This window comes from Streptomyces sp. NPDC085932 (assembly GCF_044540525.1).
Taxonomy (GTDB): domain Bacteria; phylum Actinomycetota; class Actinomycetes; order Streptomycetales; family Streptomycetaceae; genus Streptomyces; species Streptomyces levis.
Map to the genome: position 1 here is coordinate 74,245 of NZ_JBITSJ010000007.1, position 16,134 is coordinate 90,378.

Here is a 16,134-nt window from a genome sequence, read left to right on the forward strand (position 1 = left end):
CGCCAGACCACCCGGTACGTCAATGGAGCCGTGATGCCCGAAGCCGTGATCGTCTCAGCCGCCCGCTCCCCCATCGGCCGCGCCGTCAAGGGCTCCCTCAAGGACCTCCGCCCGGACGACCTCACCGCCACGATCGTCCAGGCCGCCCTCGCCAAGGTCCCCGAGCTGGACCCCAAGGACATCGACGACCTGATGCTGGGCTGCGGCCTGCCCGGCGGCGAGCAGGGCCACAACCTCGGCCGCATCGTCGCGGTGCAGATGGGCATGGACCACCTGCCCGGCTGCACCATCACCCGGTACTGCTCGTCCTCCCTGCAGACCTCCCGCATGGCCCTGCACGCCATCAAGGCCGGCGAGGGCGACGTCTTCATCTCGGCGGGCGTCGAGATGGTCTCCCGGTACGCCAACGGCAGCTCGGACATGCCCGGCACGCACAACCCGCTCTTCGCCGAGGCCGAGGCCCGCACCGCCGAGACCGCCCAGTCCGAGGGCTCCACCTGGCACGACCCGCGTGAGGACGGCCTGCTGCCCGACCCGTACATCGCGATGGGCCAGACCGCCGAGAACCTGGCGCGCGCCAAGGGCGTCACCCGCCAGGACATGGACGAGTTCGGCGTCCGCTCGCAGAACCTCGCCGAGGAAGCCATCAAGAACGGCTTCTGGGAGCGCGAGATCACTCCGGTGACGCTGCCCGACGGCACGGTCGTCAGCAAGGACGACGGCCCCCGCGCCGGCGTGACCCTGGAGGGCGTGCAGGGCCTGAAGCCGGTCTTCCGCCCCGACGGCATGGTCACCGCCGGCAACTGCTGCCCGCTGAACGACGGCGCCGCCGCGCTGGTGATCATGTCGGACACCAAGGCCCGCGAGCTCGGCCTCACCCCGCTCGCCCGGATCGTCTCCACCGGCGTCTCCGGACTGTCCCCCGAGATCATGGGCCTCGGCCCGGTGGAGGCGAGCAAGCAGGCCCTGCGCCGGGCCGGGCTGACCATCGACGACATCGACCTGGTGGAGATCAACGAGGCGTTCGCCGCCCAGGTGATCCCCTCCTACCGCGACCTGAACATCCCGCTGGAGAAGCTGAACGTCAACGGCGGCGCCATCGCCGTCGGCCACCCCTTCGGCATGACGGGCGCCCGCATCACCACCACGCTGATCAACTCGCTCCAGTTCCACGACAAGCAGTTCGGCCTGGAGACGATGTGCGTCGGCGGCGGCCAGGGCATGGCCATGGTCATCGAGCGCCTCAGCTGAGCGCCGTACCGTAGTCGCCATAGCACCGACCGTGAGGTCATGGCCCAGAACCCGGGAAACCCCTGGGTTCTGGGCCGTTTTGTGATCCAATCTCCCCCAGGATGTGACCTATCTCCCTCTGCGTCGGCAGAAGCCCAGGTCACAGCAGCCCCACCCCCTCCCCCGTGACCGAAGCCCTGTCCGTTTCGTGACGTTACGCACTGACAGTTGGTTAGTCCGCCCTTCAAGCTGATGTAGGAAGTCGGGGGTCGACTTTGAACCGGGAGTACGTCAGTGAGCGCCATGCCGATCGCGTTGCTGGTCACCACGGCCGCCACGGGCGCCGTGGGCGTCGCCGTCCTGCGCACCGTTCTGCAGCTGCGCCGCCAGGTCGCGGCCCTGCACACCGCGCTGGCCGAGAGCCGTGCCGCCACCACCCGCGCCCTGCTGCCCGCCGCCCGTACCACCGCCGACGCCGACGAGATACGGGCCGCGGTGGCCGCGGCGCTGGCCGAGGAGCGGGAGCGCGAGCTCGCCGAGGCACGGGCGTTCTGGGCCGCCCAGGAGTCCCGTGACGCCTCGGACGCGCCCTCCCTGCTGGGCCTGGCGGACACCGATCTGTTCCTGCCCCGGCAGGCCGATTTCGCGGGGCTCGAACCCGTCGTCGAGCCCGGCGCGGACACCGACGAGCCGAGCGTGCGCGAGACGCCCTCCGAGTCCGCCGAACTGGCCGCGGCCCGCCGCCGCCACCCCTCCCACCCGGACTTCGTGCCGAACCCGTCGCCGGTCGTGGGCGACCACGAGCGCACGGTGGCCACCCTGGAGGAGCTGGCCGCCTCCCGCGTCGAGCTCACGGACGTCCGCCCGGGCCCCCTGGGCACGCTGGACGTCTACGTCTTCGCCGACGGCACCACCCTGTGCATGACCCCGGGCCACCGGGAGACGGCGGAGCGCCTGGCCGCGGCACTGCGCGCGGGCGAGACCCCGACCCTGCTGGGCGGCTCGGGCATCTCCGGCGCGTACACGCTGACGTTCGAGTGCGGCGAGGAGAACGTCTACATCCTGGCGGACCGGGTCATCGCGTCCCTGTAGCGGAGCGCCCCTCAGGGGTGGCGCGGCGGGTCACACCCCCGCCCGCTGCTGCGCCTCCTCCACCAGCCGCACCGCCTCGTCGACCTCGGCGTCGCCGGGAACCACCACGGCCAGGTCGTGCGCGGCGACCATGATCTGATCCGCGGCCGCGAACATCCCCGCGTCCGGCATCTCCCGGGGCTCCATGCCCTCCAGGACCTGCGCCCTGCGGGCCAGCTCCCGGGCCAGCCCGAGAGCCTCGGCCGCAGCACCCCGCTGCAGCCGGCTCTGGGGCGCGGCCCTCAAACGATCGGCGAAATGATCCACCGCACGGGTCAGAGGCGTCGTATCAACCACGCCGCGAGGGTACGCGTCGCACCGGGACTGTTGCCAACGGGCGAACACTCAGGCACGGTGACCTGAAGGACCGGCTTGTATCCCAGCGTCCGGAGGCGCCGATGTCCCAAGTCTTCTCCGAAGAGACCCACCGCAACATGCTCGCCCGCATCCCCCACTGCACCGGTCGTGAGATCTCCGACTGGTTGCGCACCGTCGAAGAAGGCCCGGCACTCTTCCGCTTCGAGGAAAAGGTCAGCTGGCTCCGGCACGAACACAACCTGGCGTACGGCCACGCCAAGGCGATCATCCACGAGTACGACCTGAGGAGGGCCGCGCGCAAGCTCCTCTAGGCGCGCACCGCCTCGGGCCGTACGCCTGGACGACAAAGGGCCCCGGCCGGAGCCGGGGCCCTTCGCGCACGACCGTCGGGGACTAGTCGTTGCTGTTGAGGATCGAGATGAGCCTCAGGAACTCCAGGTAGATCCACACCAGCGTCAGCGTCAGGCCGAAGGCCGCGAACCAGGCCTCCTCGCGCGGGGCGCCGTAGGCGATGCCGTCCTCGACCTGCTTGAAGTCCAGGGCGAGGAAGCAGGCGCCGAGGATGATGCCGATGACGCCGAAGACGACGCCGAGGGCACCACTGCGGAAGCCGAGGCCGTCACCGCCGCCGAACACCGCGAACAGCAGGTTCACGGTCATCAGCAGGATGAAGCCCAGCGCGGCCGCCATCACGAAGCCGTAGAAGCGGCGGTTGACGCGGATCCAGCCGGCCTTGTAGGCGATCAGCACACCGGCGAAGACCGCCATGGTGCCGATCACGGCCTGCATGGCCGCGCCGTCGGCGATGCGGTTGTCGACGATGTTGGACACCACGCCGAGGAAGACACCCTCGAACGCGGCGTACGTCAGGATCAGCGCGGGCGAGGCCTTGCGCTTGAAGGACTGGACGAACGCCAGGACCATGCCGATCAGCGCGGCGCCGATACCGATGCCGTAGCTCCGGCTGATGTTGGCGTCGTCGATCGGCAGGAGGGCCCAGGAGAGCGCCGCGGTGAGGACGAGCACACCGAGCGTGCTCGCCGTGCGCAGGACGACGTCGTCGATGGTCATCCGGCCGGTGGTGGCCGGTGCCTGCGGCGGCGCGCCGAACTGCTGGTCCTGCTGGGCGTAAGGGTTCTGCGCGTACGGGTTGCCCGTCGGCTGCTGCGCGTACGGGTTGCCCTGCGTGGCGACAGCGGGACCCCCGGCCTGCGGCGCGGTGTTGAAGCCCGCGTAGCCGTTGTCGCGGCTGAACCCCCGTCGCGAGAAGACCGGGTTTCTGCTCCTCATTTCACTCCTCCATGGCCACACTGCGTGGCCTTGGCTCAAGAGTAATAGGTAGGCAAAGGAATGACCCTACTGCTTGGGGAGGATCTTTCCCTCGTCGTGCAGCGCAACACGCTACGCCGCTTCGTGATTCCCCTCACCGGAGGGGCTCATTCATCCGCGGTCCAGGGGGAAGCCCGTGTACGCCTCCGCGAGGTCCGTCTCGGCGGCGCGGGAGCCGGCGATCCGCTCCAGCCTGGCCAGCTGCAGCCGGTCCTCGAAGGGGGTGGCCCCGGGGAGGCGGTGCAGCAGGGTCGTCATGTCGTAGGAGAACCGCTCGGCCTGCCAGACCCGGCGCAGGCAGGTCGCGGAGTAGGAGTCGAGCAGCTCGGGTGAGCCGGTCTGCTCCAGGTGGACCAGGGCCCGGGCGAACGTGACGACGTCGCCGACGGCGAGATTCAGCCCCTTCGCCCCGGTCGGCGGGACGATGTGCGCGGCGTCGCCGGCGAGGAAGAGGCGACCGTGGCGCATGGGCTCGTGGACGAAGGAGCGCATGGGGGTGACCGACTTCTGGGTGATCGGGCCGCGTTCCAGGCGCCAGTCGTCGGCGGTCTCGAAACGGCGCTCCAGCTCGTCCCAGATCTCCTCGTCGCCCCAGGCCGCGGCGTCGGTGCCGTCGGGCACCTGGAGGTAGAGGCGGGAGACGGACGGCGAGCGCATGGACAGCAGGGCGAAGCCGCGGTCGTGGCGGGCGTAGACCAGCTCGTCGTGGGAGGGCGCCACGTCGGCGAGGATGCCGAGCCAGCCGAAGGGGTACGTCCGTTCGAAGACCCGGGTGAGTCCGGCCGGGACCGCCCGGCGGGAGACACCCCAGAAGCCGTCGCAGCCGGCGACGTAGGAGCACTCCAGGACGTCCTCGCGGCCCTGGTGCCGGAAGCGGACGCGCGGGGCGTCCGTGTCGGCGTCCTCGACGGCCAGCGCCTCCGCCTCGAAGAGCAGCGGGCCGCCCTCCTCCAGCTGGAGGGCGATGAGGTCCTTGCAGACCTCGGTCTGGGCGTAGACCATCACGGACCGGCCGCCGGTGAGGCCGGGGAAGTCGATCCGGTGGCGCCTGCGATCGAAGCGGAGTTCGATGCCGTCGTGGCGCAGGCCCTCGCGGTCCATGCGCCGACCGGCGCCCGCCGCGCGCAGCACGTCGACCGTGCCCTGCTCCAGGATCCCGGCGCGCTGCCGCCGTTCGACGTAGGCGCGGTCGTGGCTCTCCAGGACGACCGCGTCGATGCCGGCGTTGTGGAGCAGCCGGGCGAGGAGGAGTCCGGCGGGCCCGGCTCCGATGATGCCGACGGTGGTGCGCATCGGGGCGCCTTCTCTCTCGGGTCCGCGGGCCCGTCTCCTGTGTGCGGTTCGTTCGCGTAGTGAAAAATATTTCACTACTTTCGGATGTGAGTCTCCGACGGCATGCGACCGCTGTCAACGGGCATGCGGCGAACACATCGATGAAGCATGCAGAGGGGTCGGAAGGTGCCCGGAGCCGGACTCGAACCGGCACGCCCGCGAAGGGGCAGCGAGGTTTAAGCTCGCCGTGTCTGCATTCCACCATCCGGGCAGGCCATGGGCTCCGCAACGAGGTTCCGAGACTATCGGGACCGATCCCCCGAACAGCGGAAGGGCGGACCGATGTTGTCTTATTTTATTGACGTCTGAGGGTGCATCAGCCCACGGAACGCGCCATCCGCACTTGCCAATAGCCTTACGCGCGCCGGTGGACGGCGTATGCGGAATGACGGAATTTCACCGCCCGAACGAGGGCACTCCACCTGTTCTCGACACCCGGAACCGCCTGTTCCCGTCACCCGGGCCCACGGGGCCCCGCCAGGCGTGCCCCTCGGGGGCGTTCGTCATTCCCAGGTATGACACCGCGCCGCTCCGTCAGACCGGAGTCGGCCCCGAGAACCAGAACTACGGGTGACTACACGGCGGCGCGGGACCCGGACGATGGAACACGTCCTTCCCGCACACCGCCGTCCGACAGGAGTCCCATCCCGTGACCACCGCATCCCTCGCCGACCGGGCCACCACCGTGGCCGCGCGCGCCACGGATCTGTCGAAGATCTACGGACAGGGTGAGACCCAGGTGGTCGCCCTGGACCAGGTCTCCGTCGACTTCCGGCAGGCCGAGTTCACCGCGATCATGGGCCCCTCCGGCTCCGGCAAGTCGACCCTGATGCACTGCGTGGCCGGTCTCGACACCTTCTCCTCCGGGTCGGTGCGCATCGGCGAGACCGAGCTGGGCTCGCTGAAGGACAAGCAGCTGACCAAGCTGCGCCGCGACAAGATCGGCTTCATCTTCCAGGCCTTCAACCTGCTGCCGACGCTGACGGCCCTGGAGAACATCACCCTCCCGATGGACATCGCGGGCCGCAAGCCGGACAAGCAGTGGCTGGACTCGGTCATCCGCATGGTCGGCCTCGCGGACCGGCTCGGCCACCGGCCCTCCCAGCTGTCCGGCGGCCAGCAGCAGCGCGTCGCCGTGGCCCGGGCGCTGGCCTCCCGGCCCGAGATCATCTTCGGGGACGAGCCCACCGGCAACCTCGACTCCCGCTCCGGCGCCGAGGTGCTGGGCTTCCTGCGCAACTCCGTGCGGGAGATGGGCCAGACGGTGGTCATGGTGACCCACGACCCGGTGGCCGCGGCCTACGCGGACCGGGTGGTCTTCCTGGCGGACGGCCGGATCGTCGACGAGATGCACCGGCCCACGGCCGACTCGGTCCTGGACCGCATGAAGGAGTTCGACGCCAAGGGCCGCACGAGCTGATCCCCCGCCAGGACCGACAGGACTGAGAACCGCCACCATGTTCCGTACCGCCTTGCGCAACGTACTCGCGCACAAGGCCCGGTTGCTGATGACCGTGCTCGCCGTGATGCTCGGCGTCGCGTTCGTCTCCGGCACCCTGGTCTTCGCCGACACCCTCTCCAACGCCTTCCGCAACCAGTCGGCGAAGAGCTATGACGACGTCGCCGTCTCCGTCAGCTCGTACGCCGACCCGGACAACCCCGAGGAGGAGCCCGGCCTGACCGGCAAGGTCCTCGACCGGATGTCGGCCGTGGACGGCGTCGCCGGGGTGTACGGCCGCGTCGAGGGCTTCGCCGGGGTCGCCGACCCCGACGGGAAGCTGATCGGCGTCGGCTGGTCCAACAAGGGCTCCAACTTCGCCCCCGGCAAGGACGGCAAGGACCCCGCCTACACCTTCACCGACGGCTCCGGCCCGGTGAAGGACGACCAGATCGCCCTGGACAAGGACTCCGCGGCCAAAGGCGAGTACCGGGTCGGCGACCGGGTGCGCGTCGCGACCAACGGCCCCGTGAAGGAGTACACCCTCAGCGGGGTGTTCACCACCGAGGACGGCGCCGTCAACGCCGGCGGCAGCCTCGTCCTCTTCGACACCGCCGTCGCCCAGAAGCAGTACCTCAAGCCGGGCTACTTCGAGAGCGCCACCGTCACCGCCGCCCCCGGCGCCGACGACACGAGGATTCTGGACGCGGTCAAGCCGCTGCTGCCGGACACCGCCGAGGCGCAGACCGGCCGGGCGCTCGCCGACGAACAGGCCGAGCAGATCGAGCAGGGCATGGGCAACCTCAAGCAGGTCCTGCTCGGCTTCGCCGGCATCGCGCTCTTCGTCGGGATCTTCCTGATCTCCAACACGTTCACGATGCTGGTCGCCCAGCGCACCAAGGAGATCGCCCTGATGCGCGCCGTCGGCGCGTCCCGCAGGCAGATCACCCGCTCGGTGCTGGCCGAGGCCGCCCTGGTGGGTCTGGTCGCCTCGGCCGTCGGCTTCGTCCTCGGCATCGGCCTGGCGGTCGGACTGCGCTCCGGCATGGCCGCGTTCGACATGAAGATGCCGGACGGTCCGCTGGTCCTGTCCGCCACGCCGGTCCTCGCGGCGTTCGCGGTGGGTGTGCTGATCACGGTGTTCGCCGCCTGGCTGCCCGGCCGCCGGGCCGCGAAGATCCCGCCGGTGGCGGCCATGAACAGCGTCCACGCGGTGGCCACCACCAAGTCCCTGGTGCTGCGCAACTCCATCGGCGCGGCCGTCACCGCCCTCGGCGCGGTGGGGATCGTGGCGGGTGCCTCGACCGGCGGCGACGACGGCCGCATGTACATCGGGGCGGGCGCCTTCCTCGCGCTGATCGGCGTGATCATCCTGATCCCGCTGCTGTCCCGGCCCGTGATCGCGCTCGTCCGCCCGCTGCTCGTCGGCCCCTTCGGGGTGGCGGGCAAGCTCGCCGGCCAGAACGCCGTCCGCAACCCGCGCCGTACCGGAGCCACCGCCTCGGCGCTGGCCATCGGGCTGACCCTGGTGACCGGCCTGTCGGTGCTCGGCGTCACGGTCGGCACGGCCATCGACAAGATGACCACCGACAACATCAAGGCCGACTACATGGTCTCGATGGCCAACGGCGGTGACCTCGACCGGTCGGCGCTGTCGGCACTGGAGAAGGCCAAGGGCGTGTCCGCGGTCTCGCCGCAGCAGGACGCCTACTTCAAGCTCGGCGGCAGGGACTTCGTCTCCGCCTCGGCGGTCACCCCCGGCGACATCGAGAAGGTCCTGACCGTCGACGTCGTCAGCGGCAGCGCGGACTCCCTCGCCGAGGGCCGGATCGCGGTCGCCGAGAAGACGGCGAAGAGCAGGGGCTGGAAGACCGGCGACAGGCTCCCCGTCACCTTCGGCGACGACGAGAAGTCCACGCTCACGGTCGGCGCCGTCTACAAGGACAGCGAGTTCCTCTCCCCCGTCCTGATCGACCGGAAGATCGTGGACCGGCACGAGACGAAGCCGTCCATCATGCAGATCTTCGTGAAGGTCGACGGCGGCCGGACCGCGGCGAACGAGCAGGTCCTGGTCGACGCGCTGGGCGACAACCCGGCGATCACCGTGATGGACAAGCAGGACATCCGCAACGAGTTCGGCGGCGCCATCAACACCCTGCTGAACGTCATGTACGGCCTGCTGGCGATGGCCCTGATCATCGCGGTGCTGGGCGTCGTGAACACCCTCGCGATGTCGGTCTTCGAACGGCAGCAGGAGATCGGCATGCTGCGCGCCATCGGCCTGGACCGGCGCCGGGTGAAGCGGATGGTCCGGCTGGAGGCCGTGGTCATCTCGGTGTTCGGCGCGGTGGTCGGCATCGGTCTCGGGGCGTTCCTCGGCTGGGCCATCGGCGAGACCTTCGCCGACCAGATCCCGGGCTACGCGCTGGTCCTGCCGTGGGACCGGATCGGGATCTTCCTGGTGCTGGCCGGTCTGGTGGGTGTCCTGGCCGCGATGTGGCCGGCCCGCAACGCCGCCCGGCTGAACATGCTGAACGCGATCAAGGCCGAGTGACCCGGCCGCGCCGCGGCACACCGAAGGGCCGGCTCCCCCGCTGCGGGGAGCCGGCCCGTGCCGTTCGGTACGGGTCAAGCGTGGCCGGGCGCGCCCCAGGTGCGGGCCCGCAGCGGCATCCCGGAGGCGCCCGATTCCGGCGTCCGGACGGCCAGGACCTGGTTGACGCCGATGCGGTTGCGTTCGAAGGCCAGGGCGGAGGCGGCCATGTACAGGCGCCAGACGCGGGCGCGACCGGGGCTGGTGAGCTGGACGGCGCGCGTCCAGTCGGCCTCCAGACGGGACACCCAGCGGCGCAGGGTGAGAGCGTAGTGCTCGCGGATCGACTCGACGTCGCGCACCTCGAAGCCGGCCCGCTCCAGTTGCGTGACGGTGCTGCCGATCGGCTGGAGTTCGCCGTCGGGGAAGACGTAGGAGTCGATGAACGCGTCGACGCGGTAGGCCGTCTCGTCGCGCTGCGGGCGGCGGGCGATCTGGTGGTTCAGCAGCCGTCCGCCGGGCCTGAGCAGGCCGTACAGGTCGGCGGCGTACTCCAGGTATCGGTCGGCGCCGACGTGCTCGGCCATGCCGATGGAGGAGATCGCGTCGTACGGCCCGTCGCGGACGTCGCGGTAGTCCTGGACGCGGATCTCGACCTTGTCGGTGAGGCCCGCGTCGGCGACGCGCTTGCGGGCGTACGCGGCCTGCTCCTGGGAGAGCGTGACACCGACGACGCTCACCCCGTGCTCGCGGGCGGCGTGGACGGCCATCGATCCCCAGCCGCAGCCCACGTCGAGCAGCCGCTGACCGGGCTTCAGGTCCAGCTTGCGGCAGACCAGTTCCAGCTTGTCGCGCTGGGCCTGTTCGAGGGTGGCGTCCGGGGCGGGCCAGTAGGCGCAGGAGTACACCATGGACGGGCCGAGGACGATCTCGTAGAAGTCGTTGCCGACGTCGTAGTGGTGGCTGATGGCGCGTCTGTCGGTGCGCTTGGTGTGCAGGTGGCGGCGGGGGCTGCGGGTCTCCTCGCGCGGCGGGGCGGGGGGCAGCGGGGACCCGGCCAGCTTGACGAGGCCGCGGACGGCGGCGCGGACCTCGGGATCGCGCAGCGCCTGGGCGAGGGTGCGGGCGTCCTCGCCGCGCTCCCAGATCAGTCCGGACAGCAGGTCGAGGGTGGTGTAGAGGTCGCCCTCGATGTCCACGTCGCCCGCCACCCAGGCACGGGCCAGGCCCAGTTCGCCGGGCTTCCACAGCAGGCGGCGCAGGGCGCGGCGGTTGCGTACGACCAGGGTCGGCGCGCCCGGCGGGCCCGCCTGCGAACCGTCCCAGGCGCGGATGCGCACGGGAAGCGGTGCGTCCAGCACCTGTGCGAAGAGGCCCTGCAGCCGCTGCGCGGCGTCTGCCATGGTGTACACCTCCGTGACGGAGATCCCGGAATGTCGACACCACGTAAACACCCGCGGAGCCCCGGCGCAGTCCCCGGCACGCGTCATGACTGAGCAAAGCCGCTTCTTCGCCCGCCCGGAGGCGTGCGGCCGGAACGCCGAAGGGCCCCCCGCACCACGGACGGCGGGGGGCCCTTTTCGGCCAGGGGTGGACCGAGAGGTCAGGAGGCCTTGGCCTTCTCCTCGGTCTTCTCCTTCGGCGCGGCGGCGACCGGGGCCGGCTTGGCGGCCTCGTAGAACTCCTCGCGCGGCGTCTCGATGGCGCCGAGCGAGACGACCTCGCGCTTGAGGAACATGCCGAGGGTCCAGTCGGCGAAGACGCGGATCTTGCGGTTCCAGGTCGGCATCGCCAGGCCGTGGTAGCCACGGTGCATGTACCAGGCGAGACGGCCCTTGAGCTTGATCTTCATTTTGCCCATGACGATCATCGCGACGCCCTTGTGCAGGCCGAGACCGGCCACCGCGCCCTTGTTGGCGTGCGCGTACTCCTGCTGCGGGAAGCCCCGCATGCCGGAGAGGACGTTGTCGCCGAGCACCTTGGCCTGGCGCAGCGCGTGCTGGGCGTTCGGCGGGCACCAGGCGTTCTCGTTGCCGGCCTTGCGGGCGGCGAGGTCCGGGACCTGGGCGTTGTCGCCGGCGGCCCAGATGTAGTCGGTGCCCTGGACCTGGAGGGTCGGGGCGCAGTCGACGTGGCCGCGCGGGCCGAGGGGCAGGCCGTAGCGGGCCAGGACCGGGTTGGGCTTGACGCCGGCGGTCCACACGATGGTGTTGGAGTCGACCTCCAGGCCGTTCTTCAGCACCACGTGGCCGTCGACGCAGGAGTCCATGGAGGTCGACAGGTAGACCTCGACGCCGCGGCCCTCCAGGTGCTCCTTGCCGTACTTGCCGAGCTTGGGACCCACCTCGGGGAGGATCTTGTCGGCGGCGTCGACGAGGATGAAGCGCATGTCCTCGCGGGACACGTTCTTGTAGTACTTGGCCGCGTCGCGGGCCATGTCCTCGACCTCACCGATGGTCTCGGCACCGGCGAACCCGCCGCCCACGAAGACGAAGGTGAGCGCCTTGCGGCGGATCTCCTCGTCGGTGGTGGAGTCGGCCTTGTCGAGCTGCTCCAGGACGTGGTTGCGCAGGCCGATGGCCTCCTCGATGCCCTTCATGCCGATGCCCTGCTCGGCGAGGCCGGGGATCGGGAAGGTGCGGGAGACCGCGCCGAGCGCGATCACCAGGTAGTCGAAGGGCAGCTCGTAGGCCTCGCCGACCAGCGGGGAGACCGTGGCGACCTTGCGGTCCTGGTCGATGGTGGTGACCCGGCCGGTGAGGACCTCCGCCTTGGGCAGCACGCGTCGCAGCGGGACGACGACATGGCGAGGGGAGATGTTGCCGGCGGCGGCTTCGGGGAGGAAGGGCTGGTAGGTCATGTACGACCGGGGGTCGACGACCGTGACGGTCGCCTCGCCGTAACGCATCTTCTTGAGGATGCGCCGAGCTGCGTACAGGCCTACGTACCCACCGCCTACTACGAGGATCCTGGGACGCTCCGTGGTGCTCATGCCATCGAGTATCCACCCGCCTCAGGGGGGTGGCTCGTGCGCCCCTTCACAAGGTTGTGGAGAGGGTGTGCTATCCTCCGCGGCCCGCGTGATCCACGTCATGGTGACAACCGGGAGCGTTTGTGCACCCCCGACCGTTGTCAATGCCGCGTGAGCTGCCTCTCTGGGTCGCGGGAGCCCTTGTGAGGGCCTCCGCCGACCCCGGACGGGGCACCTTCCCGGCGCCCTCCATACCATGCTTCTGAACATGTTCAAAGGGCCGTTCGGCCCTCGGACGGGTCAACCGGACCCTTCCGATCGCCCGCAGGGGCCGAATTCCTTGTGAAGAACTTCACGAACTTTTCCGACGGACTGTCGCCAGGGGGTTCCCGCAGGCCCCCCGGCGACGCTCATTCGTGATCCATGCCTGCTCAGAAGCGGGCTACGCCACCGACCACGCGATGCCGTCGAGGATGTCGTGCTCGCTGACGACGACCTCCTCCGCGCCGATCCGCTCCATGATCGACAGCAGGACCAGAGCCCCCGCGCCGATCACGTCGACCCGGCCCGGGTGCATGGAGGGAACGGCCGCGCGCTCGGCGTGGGTGGAGCGCAGCAGCCACTCGGTGATCTCGCGGACCCTCGCGAGGGAGACCCGGGAGTGGTGGATGGCCTCGGAGTCGTACTCGGGCAGCTCCTGGGCGATCGCCGACACGGTCGTCACCGAACCGGCCAGGCCCACCAGCGTCCGCGCCTCGCGCAGCGGGACCGTCTCCTCGGCCAGGTCGAGAGCGGCCTCGATGTCGGCCCGCATCGCGGCGATCTGCTCGGGCGAGGGCGGGTCGCTCACCACGCCGTCCCGGACCAGGTGCCGCTCGGTCATGCGCACACAGCCGACGTCCACCGAGCGGGCCGCCCGGACCCGGTCGTCGCCCACGACGAACTCGGTGGAGCCGCCGCCGATGTCCACCACCAGGAAGGGCCTGGGCAGATGGTCCCGGCCCGTCAGCTCCTTGGTGGCGCCGGTGAACGAGAACTCGGCCTCCTGGTCCCCGGAGATCACCTCGGGCTCGACGCCGAGGATGTCCAGCACGCCGCGCACGAACTCGTCACGGTTCTCGGCGTCCCGGGAGGCGGAGGTGGCCACGAACCGCAGCCGCTCCGCCCCGTGCTCCTTGATGATCCCGGCGTACTCACGGCAGGCCGCGAAGGTCCGCTGCAGCGCCTCGGGGGCGAGCCGGCCGGTACGGTCGACGCCCTGCCCGAGCCGCACGATCGTCATCCGGCGGTCCAGGTCGGTCAGCTCGCCGGTGGCCGGGTCGGCGTCGGCCACCAGGAGGCGGATGGAGTTCGTACCGCAGTCCACGGCGGCGACACGGGTCACTGGGCGTCCTCCTCGGCGGTCGTCACGCACGCGCCCTTGCGCCACCACTCGGGCAGCATGGCCAGTGCCTCGTCGCCCAGCGGGTTCACGCCCGGGCCCGCGGCCAGCGAGTGCGCCACCAGCACGTGCAGGCACTTCACCCGGTCCGGCATACCGCCGGCGCTCGGGAAGTTCTTCAGCTCCTCGATCTCGTCGCGGCGGCGGACGTAGTCCTCGTGCGCGGCCCGGTAGGCCGCCGCCAGCTCCGGGTCCGAGGCGAGCCGCTCGGTCATCTCCTTCATGACGCCGTTCGCCTCCAGGGTGCCGATCGCGGAGTTCGCCTTCGGGCACGTCAGGTAGTACAGCGTCGGGAACGGCGTGCCGTCCGGCAGCCGCGGGGCCGTCTCGACGACGTCGGGCTGTCCGCAGGGGCAGCGGTGCGCGATGGCCCGCAGGCCGCGCGGGGGCCGACCGAGCTGCTGCTTGAAGGCCTCGACGTCCGCGTCGGTGGGCTCGGTGCGCGGGGTGGTCGGCGGGGGCGTTTCCATGACTGTCTTCAGGCTGTCTTTCTCTGGGTGTTCCGCTGGGTCACTGGGGCGCGTCACTGGTCGGAGGCGTCGGCCTTGTCGACCCCGTCCCAGACGTTGGCGTACCAGGGGCGGTCCGCCGCCCCGAGGTCGGTGCGCGACTGCTTCGCCGCGTGCGGGTCGATCACGATGAAGCCCGTCTCCCCCGGCATGACGTAGTGCAACCGCCGGCGGATCTGCTGCTCGGCGTACGCATCGTCCTGCCAGCGCGCCTTGAGGTCGCGCAGGTGCTCGACCCGCTCGCGGGCCTGCTGCTGCTCGCGCCGCAGGTCCTCGATCTCGGCGCGCTGGGAGACGTATTGCCGCATCGGGTAGGCCAGGGCCACGATCAGCGAGCACATCACCAGCGCGAGCAGCGCGGCCCGGCCGGTCAACCGGGAGCGGCGGGCCTGCCGCTTGGTCTGGGAGCGGTAGACCCGGGCCGCGGTCTGCTCGCCGAGCAGCCGGATCCTGGTCGCGGTGGAGAACCGGTCCCGGTCCTTCACGGCCATGTCAGTCCGCCTCCCGCTGCACCGTCATACGCGCGTACGTCCCCGGACACGGTACGGGACCGAGTACGGGGACGTACGTACGACGCTGCCTCTTACGGGTCGGGCCTTTCGGCGATCAGCCCTTGAAGCGCGGGAACGCGCTGCGGCCGGCGTACACCGCCGCGTCGTCGAGGATCTCCTCGATGCGCAGCAGCTGGTTGTACTTGGCCACGCGCTCGGAGCGGGCCGGGGCGCCGGTCTTGATCTGGCCGCAGTTGGTGGCGACGGCCAGGTCGGCGATGGTGACGTCCTCGGTCTCGCCGGAGCGGTGGGACATCATGCACTTGAAGCCGTTGCGCTGGGCCAGCTCGACGGCGTCCAGGGTCTCGGTGAGCGAGCCGATCTGGTTGACCTTGACCAGGAGCGCGTTGGCCGCGCCCTCCTCGATGCCGCGGGCCAGGCGCTCGGGGTTGGTGACGAACAGGTCGTCGCCGACGAGCTGGACCTTGTCACCGAGCTTGTCGGTGATGGTCTTCCAGCCCTCCCAGCCGTCCTCGAACAGCGGGTCCTCGATGGAGACGAGCGGGTACGCGTCGACGAGCTCCGCGTAGTACTCGGTCATCTCGGCCGCCGAGCGCTCCTTGCCCTCGAACGTGTAGACGCCGTCCTTGTAGAACTCGGAGGCGGCGACGTCCAGCGCCAGGGCGATCTGCTCGCCGGGGGTGTAGCCGGCTTCCTTGATGGCTTCCAGGATGAGGTCGAGGGCCTCGCGGTTGGAGCCGAGGTTCGGGGCGAAGCCGCCCTCGTCGCCGAGGCCGGTGGCCAGGCCCTTGCTCTTCAGGACCTTCTTCAGCGTGTGGTAGACCTCGGCGCCCCAGCGCAGGGCCTCGGAGAAGGACTCCGCGCCGATCGGGGCGATCATGAACTCCTGGATGTCCACGTTTGAGTCGGCGTGCGAGCCGCCGTTCAGGATGTTCATCATCGGCACCGGCAGCAGGTGCGCGTTGGGGCCGCCCAGGTAGCGGAACAGCGGCAGGTCGCTGGCCTCGGAGGCGGCGTGGGCGACGGCGAGCGAGACGCCGAGGATGGCGTTGGCGCCGAGGGAGCCCTTGTTGTCGGTGGCGTCCAGGTCGAACATGGCCTGGTCGATCAGCCGCTGCTCGGTGGCGTCGTAGCCGACCAGCTCCGGGCCGATCTGCTCGATGACCGCGAGGACGGCCTTCTCCACGCCCTTGCCGAGGTAGCGGTTCGAGTCGCCGTCGCGGAGCTCGATGGCCTCGAAGGCGCCCGTGGAGGCGCCGGACGGGACGGCGGCACGACCGGTGCTGCCGTCGTCGAGGCCGACCTCGACCTCGACCGTGGGGTTGCCTCGGGAGTCCAGGATTTCCCGGGCTACGACGACGTCGATGGACGGCACGAGCATCTCCTTCTT

General features: G+C 70.4%; 14 protein-coding genes and 1 tRNA gene. 5 read left to right on the forward strand and 10 right to left on the reverse strand.

The features are described from left to right. Positions 1-33: 33 nt before the first annotated feature. Both ACIGAQ_RS30445 and ACIGAQ_RS30450 read left to right on the forward strand, forming a co-directional pair. Complete coding sequence (locus ACIGAQ_RS30445) at positions 34-1,251, forward strand: acetyl-CoA C-acetyltransferase (protein ID WP_362279736.1); 1,218 nt, start codon at positions 34-36, stop codon at positions 1,249-1,251. 273 nt (positions 1,252-1,524) lie between these two features. Further along, complete coding sequence (locus ACIGAQ_RS30450; protein ID WP_311681741.1) at positions 1,525-2,322, forward strand: hypothetical protein; 798 nt, start codon at positions 1,525-1,527, stop codon at positions 2,320-2,322. Positions 2,323-2,352: 30 nt separating this feature from the next. Here the strand turns inward: ACIGAQ_RS30450 and ACIGAQ_RS30455 are convergent, their stop codons facing one another. Beyond that, a complete protein-coding gene (locus tag ACIGAQ_RS30455; protein ID WP_311681739.1) occupies positions 2,353-2,658 on the reverse strand; it encodes a hypothetical protein in 306 nt (101 codons plus the stop codon). Positions 2,659-2,759: 101 nt separating this feature from the next. On the opposite strand from ACIGAQ_RS30455, the gene ACIGAQ_RS30460 reads away from it, so the two are divergent. Next, complete coding sequence (locus ACIGAQ_RS30460; RefSeq protein WP_059424410.1) at positions 2,760-2,990, forward strand: DUF4287 domain-containing protein; 231 nt, start codon at positions 2,760-2,762, stop codon at positions 2,988-2,990. Positions 2,991-3,072: 82 nt separating this feature from the next. Here ACIGAQ_RS30460 and ACIGAQ_RS30465 read toward each other — a convergent pair whose 3' ends face one another. The 3 genes from ACIGAQ_RS30465 to ACIGAQ_RS30475 all read right to left on the reverse strand — a co-directional run bounded on the left by ACIGAQ_RS30465 (position 3,073) and on the right by ACIGAQ_RS30475 (position 5,551). Continuing rightward, positions 3,073-3,969 (reverse strand): Bax inhibitor-1/YccA family protein, encoded by an 897-nt coding sequence (locus ACIGAQ_RS30465; protein WP_362279734.1) that lies wholly within the window; start codon positions 3,967-3,969, stop codon positions 3,073-3,075. Between the two features lie 150 nt (positions 3,970-4,119). Then, positions 4,120-5,301, reverse strand: coding sequence for a 4-hydroxybenzoate 3-monooxygenase (locus ACIGAQ_RS30470; protein WP_399788606.1), 1,182 nt, complete (start codon positions 5,299-5,301; stop codon positions 4,120-4,122). Positions 5,302-5,467: 166 nt separating this feature from the next. Then, positions 5,468-5,551, reverse strand: a tRNA-Leu gene (locus tag ACIGAQ_RS30475). A 438-nt stretch (positions 5,552-5,989) separates the two neighbouring features. Here ACIGAQ_RS30475 and ACIGAQ_RS30480 point away from each other — a divergent pair. Then, complete coding sequence (locus ACIGAQ_RS30480) at positions 5,990-6,760, forward strand: ABC transporter ATP-binding protein (RefSeq protein ID WP_311681735.1); 771 nt, start codon at positions 5,990-5,992, stop codon at positions 6,758-6,760. A gap of 37 nt (positions 6,761-6,797) precedes the next feature. Next, positions 6,798-9,332, forward strand: coding sequence for an ABC transporter permease (locus tag ACIGAQ_RS30485; RefSeq protein WP_399788609.1), 2,535 nt, complete (start codon positions 6,798-6,800; stop codon positions 9,330-9,332). Positions 9,333-9,406: 74 nt separating this feature from the next. Here the strand turns inward: ACIGAQ_RS30485 and ACIGAQ_RS30490 are convergent, their stop codons facing one another. The 6 genes from ACIGAQ_RS30490 to eno all read right to left on the reverse strand — a co-directional run bounded on the left by ACIGAQ_RS30490 (position 9,407) and on the right by eno (position 16,119). Then, the gene (locus ACIGAQ_RS30490) at positions 9,407-10,714 is read right to left on the reverse strand and encodes a class I SAM-dependent methyltransferase (RefSeq protein ID WP_399788612.1); all 1,308 of its coding nucleotides are present in this window, start codon (positions 10,712-10,714) and stop codon (positions 9,407-9,409) included. Between the two features lie 200 nt (positions 10,715-10,914). Then, entirely contained in the window at positions 10,915-12,303 is a 1,389-nt protein-coding gene (locus ACIGAQ_RS30495) for an NAD(P)/FAD-dependent oxidoreductase (protein ID WP_311681729.1), read from the reverse strand. Positions 12,304-12,724: 421 nt separating this feature from the next. Then, positions 12,725-13,666: an exopolyphosphatase gene (locus ACIGAQ_RS30500; RefSeq protein ID WP_399788616.1), complete on the reverse strand. Its 942-nt coding sequence runs from the start codon at positions 13,664-13,666 to the stop codon at positions 12,725-12,727. Continuing rightward, positions 13,663-14,193: a DUF501 domain-containing protein gene (locus tag ACIGAQ_RS30505; protein WP_306966285.1), complete on the reverse strand. Its 531-nt coding sequence runs from the start codon at positions 14,191-14,193 to the stop codon at positions 13,663-13,665. The genes ACIGAQ_RS30500 and ACIGAQ_RS30505 overlap by 4 nt, the downstream gene beginning before the upstream one ends. 53 nt (positions 14,194-14,246) lie before the next feature. After that, the gene (locus ACIGAQ_RS30510; protein WP_094053532.1) at positions 14,247-14,723 is read right to left on the reverse strand and encodes a septum formation initiator family protein; all 477 of its coding nucleotides are present in this window, start codon (positions 14,721-14,723) and stop codon (positions 14,247-14,249) included. 115 nt (positions 14,724-14,838) lie between these two features. Then, on the reverse strand, positions 14,839-16,119 hold the full coding sequence (eno, locus tag ACIGAQ_RS30515; RefSeq protein WP_399788621.1) for a phosphopyruvate hydratase: 1,281 nt from the start codon (positions 16,117-16,119) through the stop codon (positions 14,839-14,841). Positions 16,120-16,134 lie beyond the last annotated feature (15 nt).